The sequence below is a fragment of the Sphingomicrobium aquimarinum genome, assembly GCF_039655735.1.
In the GTDB taxonomy this organism is placed as follows: Bacteria; Pseudomonadota; Alphaproteobacteria; order Sphingomonadales; family Sphingomonadaceae; genus Sphingomicrobium; species Sphingomicrobium aquimarinum.
The window spans coordinates 263576-275610 of the sequence record NZ_JBBYXH010000001.1 but is presented as its reverse complement, the minus strand read 5'-3'; the positions used below and the strand labels follow the sequence as shown (position 1 = coordinate 275610).

The 12035-nt window shown below is 63.5% G+C and carries 10 protein-coding genes; 2 read left to right on the top strand and 8 right to left on the bottom strand.

Going from position 1 to position 12035, the window contains the following annotated elements:
- Positions 1 to 44: 44 nt before the first annotated feature.
- The 5 genes from WJS89_RS01460 to dapA are packed head-to-tail and all read right to left on the bottom strand — an operon-like array spanning position 45 to position 6523.
- A complete protein-coding gene (locus WJS89_RS01460) occupies positions 45 to 2438 on the bottom strand; it encodes a hybrid sensor histidine kinase/response regulator (RefSeq protein WP_346339156.1) in 2394 nt (797 codons plus the stop codon).
- A gap of 14 nt (positions 2439 to 2452) precedes the next feature.
- Positions 2453 to 4594 (bottom strand): M13 family metallopeptidase, encoded by a 2142-nt coding sequence (locus WJS89_RS01455; protein WP_346339155.1) that lies wholly within the window; start codon positions 4592 to 4594, stop codon positions 2453 to 2455.
- Between the two features lie 24 nt (positions 4595 to 4618).
- The gene (locus WJS89_RS01450) at positions 4619 to 5182 is read right to left on the bottom strand and encodes a DUF2062 domain-containing protein (RefSeq protein WP_346339154.1); all 564 of its coding nucleotides are present in this window, start codon (positions 5180 to 5182) and stop codon (positions 4619 to 4621) included.
- Complete coding sequence (gene smpB / locus WJS89_RS01445) at positions 5175 to 5645, bottom strand: SsrA-binding protein SmpB (protein WP_346339153.1); 471 nt, start codon at positions 5643 to 5645, stop codon at positions 5175 to 5177. The genes WJS89_RS01450 and smpB overlap by 8 nt, the downstream gene beginning before the upstream one ends.
- Positions 5642 to 6523: a 4-hydroxy-tetrahydrodipicolinate synthase gene (dapA, locus tag WJS89_RS01440; RefSeq protein ID WP_346339152.1), complete on the bottom strand. Its 882-nt coding sequence runs from the start codon at positions 6521 to 6523 to the stop codon at positions 5642 to 5644. The genes smpB and dapA overlap by 4 nt, the downstream gene beginning before the upstream one ends.
- 98 nt (positions 6524 to 6621) lie before the next feature.
- Between dapA and WJS89_RS01435 the strand changes: the two genes are divergently transcribed.
- Together WJS89_RS01435 and WJS89_RS01430 are read left to right on the top strand one after the other, a co-directional pair.
- On the top strand, positions 6622 to 8601 hold the full coding sequence (locus WJS89_RS01435; RefSeq protein WP_346339151.1) for a lytic transglycosylase domain-containing protein: 1980 nt from the start codon (positions 6622 to 6624) through the stop codon (positions 8599 to 8601).
- A gap of 3 nt (positions 8602 to 8604) precedes the next feature.
- Positions 8605 to 9096 carry a GreA/GreB family elongation factor gene (locus tag WJS89_RS01430; protein ID WP_346339150.1) on the top strand — a complete coding sequence of 164 codons (492 nt, stop codon included), beginning with the start codon at positions 8605 to 8607 and terminating at the stop codon, positions 9094 to 9096.
- Here WJS89_RS01430 and WJS89_RS01425 read toward each other — a convergent pair.
- The 3 genes from WJS89_RS01425 to aspS form a co-directional block, all read right to left on the bottom strand.
- Entirely contained in the window at positions 9081 to 9236 is a 156-nt protein-coding gene (locus WJS89_RS01425) for a DUF2256 domain-containing protein (protein WP_346339149.1), read from the bottom strand. The genes WJS89_RS01430 and WJS89_RS01425 overlap by 16 nt on opposite strands.
- A gap of 13 nt (positions 9237 to 9249) precedes the next feature.
- Complete coding sequence (locus WJS89_RS01420; protein WP_346339148.1) at positions 9250 to 10020, bottom strand: polyphosphate kinase 2 family protein; 771 nt, start codon at positions 10018 to 10020, stop codon at positions 9250 to 9252.
- A gap of 92 nt (positions 10021 to 10112) precedes the next feature.
- A complete protein-coding gene (aspS, locus tag WJS89_RS01415; protein WP_346339147.1) occupies positions 10113 to 11942 on the bottom strand; it encodes an aspartate--tRNA ligase in 1830 nt (609 codons plus the stop codon).
- Positions 11943 to 12035 lie beyond the last annotated feature (93 nt).

Here is a 12035-nt window from a genome sequence, read left to right as displayed (position 1 = left end):
CCATATCGGTCCTGTCGTTAAGGGGCAGCGGCGAGAACGCCAAGCTATTTGTCTTCGAGCACAGCGCGGACAGCCTCGGCGAGCTCTTGCACGCTGAATGGTTTGGGAAGGAAATTGACATTGTCGATGTCGATGGATTTGCGCAATTGCTCTTCGGCATAGCCCGACATGAAGAGAATCGGCAGGTCGGGCCGGTCCTTGCGCGCTTCGCGACCCATGGTAGGCCCGTCCATCATCGGCATGACGACGTCGGAAACCAGAAGTGCGATATCGTCGGCGCCCTCGAGAATTTCGAGCGCCTCCTCGCCATTAGTGGCCGTGAGCACCTCGTAACCGTGGCGGGAAAGCGCACGCTCGGCGACGGTCCGCACCATTGGTTCGTCCTCGACGAGAAGGATGGTGCCGGACCCCCACAGCTCGTTCTCGGAACCCTTGGCTTTCGCTGACGGCCGCTTCTGCTCCTCGACCGCGATTTCGTGGACGGGGAAGTAGATGGCGAAGCTGGTCCCCTCACCCACCGTGCTGTCGGCGAAAATGTAGCCACCCGACTGCTTGACGATACCGTAGACGGTCGAAAGCCCCAGCCCAGTTCCCTTGCCGACCTCCTTGGTGGTGAAGAAGGGCTCGAAGATCTTGCCAAGAACGGCGGGCGGGATGCCCGAGCCCGTATCCCGTATCGATAGCGCGCTGTAATCGGCCACGGGAAGAATCTCGCTGCCGATATCCGCCACCTGATCGGCGCGGACCGGGTAAGACTGGATCGTGAGTGTTCCCCCGCCCTTGTCGAGCATCGCGTCGCGGGCATTGACCGCAAGATTCACGATGACCTGCTCCAGCTGGCCTGGGTCCGCACGCACGGCCCCCACGTCGCGACCATGCTTGACCTTGAGTTCGACCGTCTCGCCGAGCAGACGCTTGAGCAGATGCGAGACCTCCGCCACCACATCCGCGAGCTGAAGCACCTGGGGTCGGAGCGTCTGCTGGCGCGAGAAAGCGAGCAACTGGCGGGTAAGACCCGCCGCACGGTTGGAGTTGGACTTGATCTGCTGGATGTCGTCGTAATCGCTGTCGCCGGGCGTATGGCGCATCAGCATGAGGTCGCAATGCCCGATGATGGCGGTCAGGATATTGTTGAAGTCGTGCGCGACCCCGCCCGCCAACTGGCCGACCGCCTGCATCTTGGTCGCCTGCGCGATCTGGCGCTTGAGCTTGGCTTCCTCGCTATTGTCCTTGAGCAGCAGCAGGACGCTTGCCTCGCCGATGCCGCGAAGCCCCGCGACGGTCAGCGCAACGGGCTCCTTGGGATTGTGCGCGAGCCGCACCGCGATGTCGCCCGACATGGCGGGCCCTCTGGCATGGCGGCGGACCGTATCGGCAACCGTGGCCTTGTCCTCTTTCACGACGAGATCCCCGGGATACGCAGGCCCGTTCGCTTCCTGCACACCGCCCGCGACACGGAACGCGCGGTTCATGGTCAGGAACCGCCCGTCGCGATCGACCAAGGCGAGACCCAACGGGAGCAGTTCCAGCAGTGCCTGCACATTTTCCGAGGCAGCAAGGCCGCCCGCTTCCTGCGATTCGAACAGCAGCAACGTGCCCGCGCCGGCTTCGCTGTCGGGATCGAGCGGGACGTGGACGCCGCGTAAAAGCGGCGCATTCTCGCCTTCGTTCACCAATGACAATTGGCCCTCGCCGTGCTGGCGAAGAAGTTCGGTAAGCCGAGGCGCCTCCTGCGGCGTTTCGGCGAAAGCACGCTGCGTGAAGGGCTGGTTGGCGGCGACAAGACGGCCATCGTCGTCGACAAGGACCGAAAGGACGCCGGCCGCGGCGAGCCGCTCACCCGTTTCTCCCGCGACCCGCCGCGCAGACAGTTCCAGTCGATCGGGTTTTTCACGCGCGAGGAAGTGCCAAAGAAGGAGAAAATCGTCACCCGTCCCGATCCGCTTCACATGGATCGACGAAGTCTCTTCCGCAGAGATGGGCAGCTCTGCACGCACCTCGCCCTCGTTCGACGCCCGCTTCAGCACCGAATCCATCGGTTGCGACCGTGGTTCGGCAAAAGGGTCAGGAGACGACGCGAACCGTTTTTGAAAAGGTTGGTTGGCGATCAGCAAGCGCGCATCGCGATCGGTCACCGCAGCCGGATCACGGGCTAAATGGAGCGCAGCGTGAGCGAGCGCGAACGCTTCGGGAGCCCCCTTGGCGCCCTCCCCGCTCATATCGAGTTCTTGGGTTCGCTGGCGCGTGAGGGCCCAGGCAAAACCTCCGCCGAACAGCAGGGCAGCGCCCGCCGCCGCGCTTGCCAGCGCCGGGTCGAAGGAAAAGCCGACGACCAAGACGATCGCCGCCAGTCCGGCCGCGGCGACGAGCGGAAGGGCGCGCGCAAGGCGCCCTTCCTCCGTTCCCGTCGAATCGAGGCCGGCGTGGCGGTCGAGCATCGCCTGCTTGCCGCCTACCAGACGGTAACGCGGTCTTCGGGCGGCAGATACATGGCATCATCGGGGCCGATGTCGAAGGCATCGTACCACGCATCGATGTTGCGGATCACCCAGACACGCTGGACCGATGGGGAGTGGCTGTCGGTCTTGAGCCGCCGCTTGAGTTCCTCGTCGCGATAATTGCGCCGCCAGACTTGCGCCCAGCCGAGGAAGAAGCGCTGATCACCGGTGGTGCCGTCGATGATCGGCGCTTCCTTGCCACCGAGCGACTTCTTGTAGGCATCGTAGGCGATCGACAGCCCTGCAAGGTCCCCGATATTCTCGCCCAGCGTGAAGGTGCCGTCGACATATTCGCCGGGGAAGATCTCGTAGGCATCATACTGGTCGATGAGCGCCTTTCCGCGCGCCTCGAACCGCTTGTAATCCTCGTCGGTCCACCAAATCTTGAGATTGCCGTCGGAATCGTACTTTGCGCCCTGATCGTCGAAGTGATGGCTGATCTCGTGGCCGATCACGGCGCCGATCCCACCATAATTGATCGCCGGATCGGCGGCGGGATCGAAGAAGGGCGGCTGGAGGATCGAGGCCGGGAAGACGATCTCCATCTGCCCGAAATTTGCGTAGGCGTTGACCGTCATCGGCGCCATGCCCCACTCCCAGCGCCGCAGCGGTTCGTTCAGCTTCGCGAGCGAGTCTTGATGGCTCCATTCGCGGCGACGCTGGACGTTGCCGAACAGGTCGTCGGGACGCATGACGAGGCCCTCGTAGGTTTCCCAGCGATCGGGATAGCCGATCTTGGTCGTGAACTTGGCGAGCTTGGCCATCGCCTCGGGCTTGGTTTCCTCGGCCATCCAGTCGGCAGTGACGATCCGCTCGCGCATGGCATCGATGACATTGTCGACGAGCTTCATCATCTCGGCCTTATACTCGGGCGGGAAGTGCTTCTCGGCGTAGAGTTTGCCCACATCGTCACGCACGGTTCCCGAAACGAAGTCGACTCCTCGCTTCCAGCGGACTTCCTGCTCGGGAACGCCCGACAGCGTCGTTGAGTAGAAGGCGAAGTTGCGGTCGTTGACGGCGGCGGGCAGTGCACTCGAGAAGCTCGAGACCGCGCTCACCAGCATCTTGTCCTTGAGCACGCGAAGATCGGTGTTCGAGGCGATTTCGAGGCCCTCGGAGATGGCGCTGGGGGTCGCGACGTTGAGGCGCGAGAAGTCATACTCGCCCTGGGCATACATCGTGTCCCAGGCCCAGTTCGGATAGAGCGCCTTCATCTCGGCGACGCTCATGGGATTGTAGGTTTCCTCGCTGTCGCTGCGACGATTGCGGTCCCAGTGCACTTCGGCAAGCTTGGTCTCGTAATCGAGGATCGCCTGCGCCCGCTCGCGTCCGTTTGCGACGCCCGCGAACGACAGCATGTCGGTCAGATAATCGACGTAGGCGCTGCGCACGCTCGTGAAGCGCTCGCTGTCCTGCAGGTAATAATCGCGATCGGGAAGGCCGAGACCCGACTGGTAGAGGGTGAGGATGTAGCGCGAGCTATCGCCCGAATCCTGCCCGACGTACCAGACGAGCGGCGCGCCGCCGAAGCCCAGCCGATCGCCGCGTCCGACCTGGCGTGCATAGTCCTGCCAGCTGTCGACCGCTTCGATCTCGGCCAGGATGGGCTGGATCGGCGCCATTCCCTTCGCCTCGATCGACGCTTCGTCCATGAAGGCGGTGTAGGCCGCACCGATCCGGCTCGACGGCTTGTTCGCCTCTTCGAGGATGATCGCCTTCGTCCGGTCCTTGGAAAGATCATCGAGAGCGCCGAACATCGAATAGTTGGACTTGTCGGCAGGAATTTCGGTCGTGTCCGCCCAGACACCATTCGCATAACGATAGAAATCGTCACCCGGAGCGACGCTCGGCTGGGCGCCGGTCTGATCGAAGCCGTAGGTGCCGAGCTCGGGCTGCCCCGCCGGGTCGTCAGACAGCGAGGCCGTCGTCGCGTTATTGCCCGACGAATTGGCGACCTCGTCATTGTCGACGATGGCGGTGTCGACCTCGGGCGCTTCGGGTCGCGGCTCCTGACCCATCGTGACATCATTGTCCATCGTGGTGGCACAGGCGGCGAGGCTGGTCGACGCCAGCATGAGGATCATCAAACGGGTCATGGGATTCACTCCTGAACGGAAAAACTAGGCGGGGGGGGGCAGATTACGATGCTTCCAACGCCGCGCAATCCAGAGTCGCCAACCCACGACCGAAATGACGTAGGTGAGGAGCCCGAGGACAAGCGCGATCACGAACAGGCCGAACATGACTGCCGGAGCGGCATCCGACAAGGCCCAAGCGAACCATTGCGACAGGCTGGCCTGCTCGCGCACCAGATTCATGAAGGCATCGACGTTCGTCCGGAAGCCGAACAGGCTTCCAACTTCCAGGCTTGCCAGCAGGAACGCCGGTGTCGTGACGGGATTGCTGATCCACGTCACGGCGGCGGCCATCGGAATGTTGGCGCGCAGCGGAACCGACATGGCGGCTGCGGCGATCATCTGGGTGCCGGGGATCATCAGGAAGACGCCGATGAACATGCCGACGAACACCGCGCGCGGCACGCTACGGCGCGTGAATCGCCAATATTCGGATCCGGCGATATAGCGTCGGACCGGTTTGAGCCATCGCGATTGCATCAGCTCGGCGCGGGTCGGCGCATGGCGCGCGAGAAAGCGCTTGAAGGGCCCCGGGGGCCGTCTAGCCATGGTTCTTCATGATCCGCTGCTGCTGGCGCTTCCAGTCGCGATCCTTGATCGTCTGGCGTTTGTCGTGAACTTTCTTGCCCTTGGCCAAGCCAAGTTCGACCTTCGCCCGGCCCTCGCCGTTGAAATAGATGGAAAGCGGGACGATCGTCATTCCCTGCCGCTGCACCCCGCCCAGGAGCTTGCTGATCTCGCGGGCGTGCAGGAGCAGTTTGCGCGGGCGGCGCGTCTCGTGATTGAGCCGGTTGCCGTGCGAATATTCCGGGATATGCGCATTGATGAGCCACGCCTCCCCATCCTCGACCGCGGCATAGCTTTCCTTGATCGAACCTTCGGAGTTACGCAGCGCCTTCACCTCTGTGCCCTGAAGGGCGATGCCCGCCTCGAACCGTTCCTCGATCGAATAGTCGAAATGCGCGCGCCGGTTGTCAGCGACGACGCGGACCTTGTTGAACACCTTGCTCATCCGGCGAGGCCGGCGTGTGCCAAGGCCGCATCGACGGCGTTGCGAGCGGCCTCGGACGGCTCGGTAATCGGTAGGCGGACACGGGTCGAAAATCCGGCCCGCACCTTGGAAAGCGCATATTTCGCAGGACCGGGAGAGGCGTCGGCGAAGAGCGCTTTGTGGAGCGGAAAGAGCTTGTCCTGCAATTCCAGCGCGCGGTCCCAGTCCTTTGCCATCATGGCCTCCTGGAATTGCGAGCAAAGCTTCGGCGCGACATTCGCGCTGACCGACACGCAGCCGACGCCGCCCATCGCGGAAAAGCCGAGCGATAGGTCGTCGTTGCCCGAGAGCTGCGCGAACCCCTCGCCGCACAAGGCGCGGTGCGCGGTGACACGCGTGAGATCTCCGGAGGCGTCCTTGATGGCGACGATCTTTTCGTGCTTCGCGATCTCGCCCATCGCCTCCACGCCGAGATCGGCCACCGTGCGGCTGGGCACGTTATAGACCATGATCGGTAGGGGCGAGGTCTCCGCAAGGTGCGTAAAATGAGCGACCAGACCCTGCTGATTGGGCTTGTTGTAATAGGGAACGACGCACAGCGCTGCGTCCGCGCCCGCCTCCGCGACCATCTGGATGTTTTGCGCCACCGCAGCGGTGTTGTAGCCGCCGCATCCCGCGATTACGGGCACCCTGCCCTTCGCTTGCTCGACGGTCGCGTGAACGACCGCGCGATGCTCCTCGGCGCTCAGTGTCGCGACCTCGCCGGTGGTACCGCAGGGCACGAGGCCGTGACTTCCCTCGCCGACCTGCCAGTCGACGAAGGCGCGCAGGGCATCGAGATCGACCGCACCGTCGGCGTCAAACGGGGTGACGAGCGCGGGAATTGAGCCCTTAAACATGAGTTTTGTCCTTTCCGGGGAACGGTTTGGCGCTCCCAGCCCTTCCTCAAGAGAATTGTTCAGCGCGTGATAAGAAGTCTTTGCCCATTATGTCTACCATGAGAAACAAGCTCCTCTTCGGTTCGATCGTCATCCTTTCCAGCGCGGCGGGGTCGTCGGTGCTGACGGAGGGTGTCGACAGGAGCGCGACGGCCTCGAGCGTCGCCACCGTGGCGCAGGTGCGCCCGACTACGCAGCAGATCGACGCTGCGATCGCGGAATGGCGCCAGTTGCGTCGCGACAACCGCCCGAGTTTCGAGCGGGCGGCGCGCTTCGCCATCGCCTATCCCGATTTCCCCGAAGTCTCGACGATCCGCTCGCGCGCCGAGAGCGCCCTCGGCGCAGGAGCACGACCCGAACAGGTCATCGAATTCTTTCGCATCGCTCCGCCGAAAAGCGGGCGTGGCTGGGCGCGGCTCGCCGAAGCATTTGCCAGCGTCGGACGCACGCCGGAAGCCAATGCGGCCGCCAAGGCTGCATGGCTCCAGCCCAGTCTCCAGGGCGAAGACGAAGGGCTGATCCGGTCGCGTTTCTGGAGTGCGCTGACCCGCGCGGATCACGATCGCCGGATCGATGCGCTTCTGTTCGAGCGCGAGCCGCGCCGTGCCGCACAGATCCTCGACCTCGCCACGCCTGCCGAGCGGCCCATTGCCGAAGCCCGTATCGCGCTCCAAACGGGCGCAAGCGACGCCAATGCCCTGTTTGCCCGCGTGCAGGACAAGGCGGCCAGCCATGCCGGGCTTCTGATGGACCGCGCCCGCTATTATCGCAGTGCCGGCGCCGTCTCGCAGTCGCACGCGCTCCTGGCCCAGCCTCACCAGTTCACCACGCGCCCCACCGATATCGACAAATGGTTCGAGATGCTGCTTTTGGCAGCGGACGAGGCGAACCGCTCGCGTGACTATGCCACCGCCTTCAACATCGCGCGTCAACTCGAGGACGCATTCGTTCCGGGCGACGACAAGACACTCCAGCCCTACGGCGTACGCGACAAATATACCGACCTCGCCTGGCTCGCGGGAACGATCGCGCGCGATCGACTGCGTCGTTTCGATGCGGCGAGCACGATGTTCGAGCTTTATTCGGGTGGCGGGCAGTCGTTGCAGGTCAAGACCAAGGGCCTCTATTGGGCAGGCCGTAGTGCCGCCGAGGCGGGCAATGCGGCCCGCGCGAACCAGATGTTCGCCGCCGCTGCCGAAACGCCCGAGCTGTTCTACGCTCAGTTGGCGCTCGAGCGCCTGGGTCGCGAAATTCCGGTGCCAAAGGACCTTCCCGGCGTCGACACAAACGTACTGGCAGAATTCAACGCGCGGCCGATCGTGGCCGCGCTGCCCCGACTCGCCAACAGTCGTGACGAGCAGGCCCTTTTCGTCCGCGCGCTTGCGGAGAGCCTCGAGAGCCAGGGCGAACGCGTCGCAGCGAGCCGCCTCGCCGAGCAGGTCGGACGACCCGACCTCGGCGTGTGGATCGCGCGCGCCGCGCGGAACAGCGGCACCGATTTCTATTACAAGTCGGCCTGGCCCACCCATGACGCGGGCGTGCCCGGCGGGCAGCTATGGAGCTATGCCCACGGTGTGACCCGGCAGGAAAGTTCGTTCGATCGCTCGGCGCGTAGCCACGCAAATGCTTTTGGAATGATGCAGCTCCTTCCCGGCACCGCGCGCGACCAGGCACGACGCAGCGGATTGCCGTACGATTACGGGCGGCTGACCAGCGATCCGGCCTACAACGTCCGGCTTGGCAGCGACTATCTCGCACTTCGGTTGGGTCAGTGGGAGGGCAACCTTGCGCTGGCGGCGGCCAGCTACAATGCCGGCCATGGCAATGCGCTGAAATGGGTCAGGCGTTATGGAGACCCGCGCTCCTCCGGCGTCGATACGCTAACCTGGATCGAGAGCATCCCGTTCAGCGAGACGCGAAGCTACGTGCAGCGGGTCGTGGAGAATGCCGCGGTTTATGACCGACTGAACCCGTACGTGCCCTCCTATGGCGCGGTGCATGTGTCTCGCCATCTCGGCAAGTCGAACCGGCCCGGCTGACCTATGGCGGGGGGCAAGCGCCCGCGCTACATCACGCCCGAGGGGCTGGCGCGGATCAAGGCGGAATATGACGACCTGTTCGGTATCGAGCGTCCCAAGCTCGTCGAGCTCGTCTCGTGGGCCGCGGGCAATGGCGATCGCTCGGAGAACGGCGACTATATCTACGGCCGCAAGAAGTTGCGCGAGATCGACCGCCGATTGGGCTATCTGTCCAAGGTGATGAAAGGTGCAAAGGTCGTCGACCCTGCGCGGGCCGAGAGGCGGGACGAGGTGCGGTTCGGTGCGACGGTGCGCTTGGTCGACGAGGAGGACCGACCGCGGACCTTCACGATCGTCGGCGACGACGAGGCCGAGGCTGGTGACGGGCGCGTTGGCTGGTCCGCGCCGATCGCACGGGCGATCATCGGCGCAAAGATCGGCGACGAGCGCGCCGTGCGGCTACCTGCAGGCGAGATTTTCTACGAAGTCGAAGCGATCAGCTATCCCGACGCCTGATCGGCGCGCCCACGGTTGCCGCGGCATCGCTCGGAACAATAGCGCACCTCGTCCCAGACGTTCGCCCATTTCTTTCGCCAGGTGAACGGACGTCCACAGACGGCGCAATCCTTCTGGGGAAGATCGGATTTCTTTCGCATCGCGGCTGCGAGGCTATCGCGAAACGCTCGCCAGGTCGACGATCTGGGCGCCTTCGCTGTCGTCCTCGCGGGGTGCCTCTTTCGGCAAATTCTGGTCGAGCGTCTTCACGAGATGCTCCATGGCGGCAACCATGCCCGCAGCGCTGTTTTCGGCGTCGATCAGCGTCCACGGTGCCCAGCGCGTATCGGTTTCGGCAAAGACCGCATTCCAAGCTTTGACATGATCGGGACGCTCGACGTCGGGCTCATCGAGCAGGAGGCGTTGCCATGGATCGACGCGTCGTTCGCGCACGCGGCGGGCCTGCATTTCGGCCGAGCAATGGAGGAAGAGCTTGACGATCATCGTATCGTGATCGTTCTGCTGCGCCTCGAATTCGTTGATTTCGTCACAACCGCGCGACCAATGTTTTTCGCTCATCGCACGCTCGATCCGCTCGTCGACGAGGCGACGGTACCAACTGCGATAGAAAAGCGAATTATGCCCTGCGGCAGGCAGCTCGCTCCAATATTCGGCCAGCCAGTGACGCCGGCTGCGCGTGATCGGACGAACGTCGCTGCAATAGGTACGGGTGGAACAGGGGTCGAAGCTGGCCAGCATCTGCCGCAGCAACGCACGCTTTCCGGTCGCCTCCCAGCCCTCGACGATGACGATCAACCGCTTGCCGTACGCGATCTGACGAAGATGAAGATGTGAAAGCGACGCACGCAGCCCGGCAAGCCGCGCTGCGATATCCCCCTCAAACGTCGTCCCCCGTCCCGGCGCTTTTGTTAAATCGATTTGCACAAACGTGGATTTAACCGCGCAACCACGGAAGCGCAATGTGCATCAACCACCTTCGTCCCTTCGCAGGACAATGTGGTTCCTGTTCCCTTGGACTAGTTGCGGTTGTCCTCGACCAACTCGCTTGGCGCCGGGGTCTCGGCGTCCTCGTCCGGTTCGACGGTGATCGCCAGGCTGAGTTCCTCGAGTTGCTTGTCCGTCACCGGTGCCGGTGCGTTCATCAGGAGATCCTCGGCCTTCTGGTTCATCGGGAAAAGGATGACCTCGCGGATATTGGGTTCGTCGGCGAGCAGCATCACGATGCGGTCGACGCCCGGCGCCGAGCCGCCGTGCGGAGGGGCACCGTAGCGGAACGCGCCGATCATGCCGGGGAAATTCTCGTCGACCTGTTCCTTGCTGTAACCAGCGATCTCGAACGCCTTGTACATGATGTCCGGGCGATGGTTCCGGATCGCGCCCGAGGACAATTCGATGCCGTTGCACACAATGTCATACTGCCATGCGAGGATGTCGAGCGGGTCCTGATTTTCCAGCGCCTCCATCTCGCCCTGCGGCATCGAGAAGGGGTTGTGGCTGAAGTCGATCTTGTTCGTTTCCTCGTCAAGTTCGAACATCGGGAAATCCACGATCCAGCAGAACTTGAACGCATCCTTCTCGATAAGGTCGAGGCTGGTGCCCACACGGGTGCGCGCGAGACCGGCGAGCTTGGCGGCTTCGGCTTCCTTGCCCGCGGCGAAGAAGAGGCCGTCGTCGGGGCCGAGGCCCAGTTCGTCGGCGAGCGCGTCCATCTTTTCGGGACCGTGGTTCTTGGCGATGGGTCCGCCCCACTCGCCGCCCTTGCGGGTGGCGTAGCCGAGACCCGCAAAGCCTTGCTCACGTGCCCAGTCGTTCATCTCGTCGAAGAACTTGCGGCTCTTCTCGGCGGTCCCCGGCGCGGGGATCGCGCGCACGACGTCGCCGCCCGCGACGATCTTGGCAAAGAGCCCGAAGCCCGAGCCTTCAAAATGCGATCCGACGTCGGAAATGACGATCGGGTTGCGAAGGTCCGGCTTGTCGTTGCCGTATTTCAGCATCGATTCCTTGTAGGGAATGCGCGGGAAATCACCGGCCGCCGTAACGCTGCGGCCTTCGGCGAATTCCTCGAAGAGACCCGCAAGAACAGGCTCGATAGCGTTGAACACATCTTCCTGCGTGACGAAGCTCATTTCGAAATCGAGCTGGTAGAATTCGCCCGGGCTCCGGTCCGCGCGCGCATCCTCGTCGCGAAAGCAGGGTGCGATCTGAAAATATTTGTCGAAGCCCGCGACCATCAGCAGCTGCTTGAACATCTGCGGCGCCTGCGGAAGCGCGTAGAACTTGCCGGGGTGAACGCGGCTCGGAACGAGATAGTCGCGTGCGCCTTCGGGCGAAGAGGCGGTCAGGATCGGCGTCTGGAACTCGGTGAAGCCCTGATCGATCATGCGACGGCGGATCGAAGCGATGACCTTCGAACGCAGCATGATGTTGGCGTGCATCGTCTCGCGGCGCAGGTCGAGATAGCGATACTTGAGGCGAATATCCTCCGGATACTCCTGCTCGCCCGCAACGGGGAGCGGCAGCTCGGCAGCCTCGCTCTCGACATTGACCGAACGCGCGAACACCTCGATCTGGCCGGTGGGCAGGCGGTCGTTGACGGTGCCTTCCGAGCGCGCCTTCACTTCGCCGTCGATGGTGACGACGCTCTCGACCCGCAGCTTGTCGAGGATCGGCAGCGCCGGGCTGTCCTCGTCGGCGACGATCTGGGTGAGACCGTGATGGTCACGAAGATCGACGAACAGCACCCCGCCATGGTCGCGCTTGCGGTGGATCCAACCCGAAAGGCGGACGGTCTCGCCGACATTTTCTGCGGTCAGGGCGGCACAGTGATGGGTGCGGTAAGCGTGCATGATCGTTCCAGATTTTCCGTGATGGGCATGGGCCCCAAAAGTCGCGGCACGCACTCGCCTTGCAAGCAGTCTTTGTCAAGCCGCGCCCACTGC

What these genes read in the sequence shown, in the direction of transcription:
- WJS89_RS01450 (WP_346339154.1), bottom strand. Translation starts at nt 5,182, where the DNA reads ATGGCTAGACGGCCCCCGGGGCCCTTCAAGCGCTTTCTCGCGCGCCAT.
- smpB (WP_346339153.1), bottom strand. Translation starts at nt 5,645, where the DNA reads ATGAGCAAGGTGTTCAACAAGGTCCGCGTCGTCGCTGACAACCGGCGC.
- WJS89_RS01460 (WP_346339156.1), bottom strand. Translation starts at nt 2,438, where the DNA reads ATGCTCGACCGCCACGCCGGCCTCGATTCGACGGGAACGGAGGAAGGG.
- aspS (WP_346339147.1), bottom strand. Translation starts at nt 11,942, where the DNA reads ATGCACGCTTACCGCACCCATCACTGTGCCGCCCTGACCGCAGAAAAT.
- WJS89_RS01455 (WP_346339155.1), bottom strand. Translation starts at nt 4,594, where the DNA reads ATGACCCGTTTGATGATCCTCATGCTGGCGTCGACCAGCCTCGCCGCC.
- dapA (WP_346339152.1), bottom strand. Translation starts at nt 6,523, where the DNA reads ATGTTTAAGGGCTCAATTCCCGCGCTCGTCACCCCGTTTGACGCCGAC.
- WJS89_RS01430 (WP_346339150.1), top strand. Translation starts at nt 8,605, where the DNA reads ATGGCGGGGGGCAAGCGCCCGCGCTACATCACGCCCGAGGGGCTGGCG.
- WJS89_RS01435 (WP_346339151.1), top strand. Translation starts at nt 6,622, where the DNA reads ATGAGAAACAAGCTCCTCTTCGGTTCGATCGTCATCCTTTCCAGCGCG.
- WJS89_RS01425 (WP_346339149.1), bottom strand. Translation starts at nt 9,236, where the DNA reads ATGCGAAAGAAATCCGATCTTCCCCAGAAGGATTGCGCCGTCTGTGGA.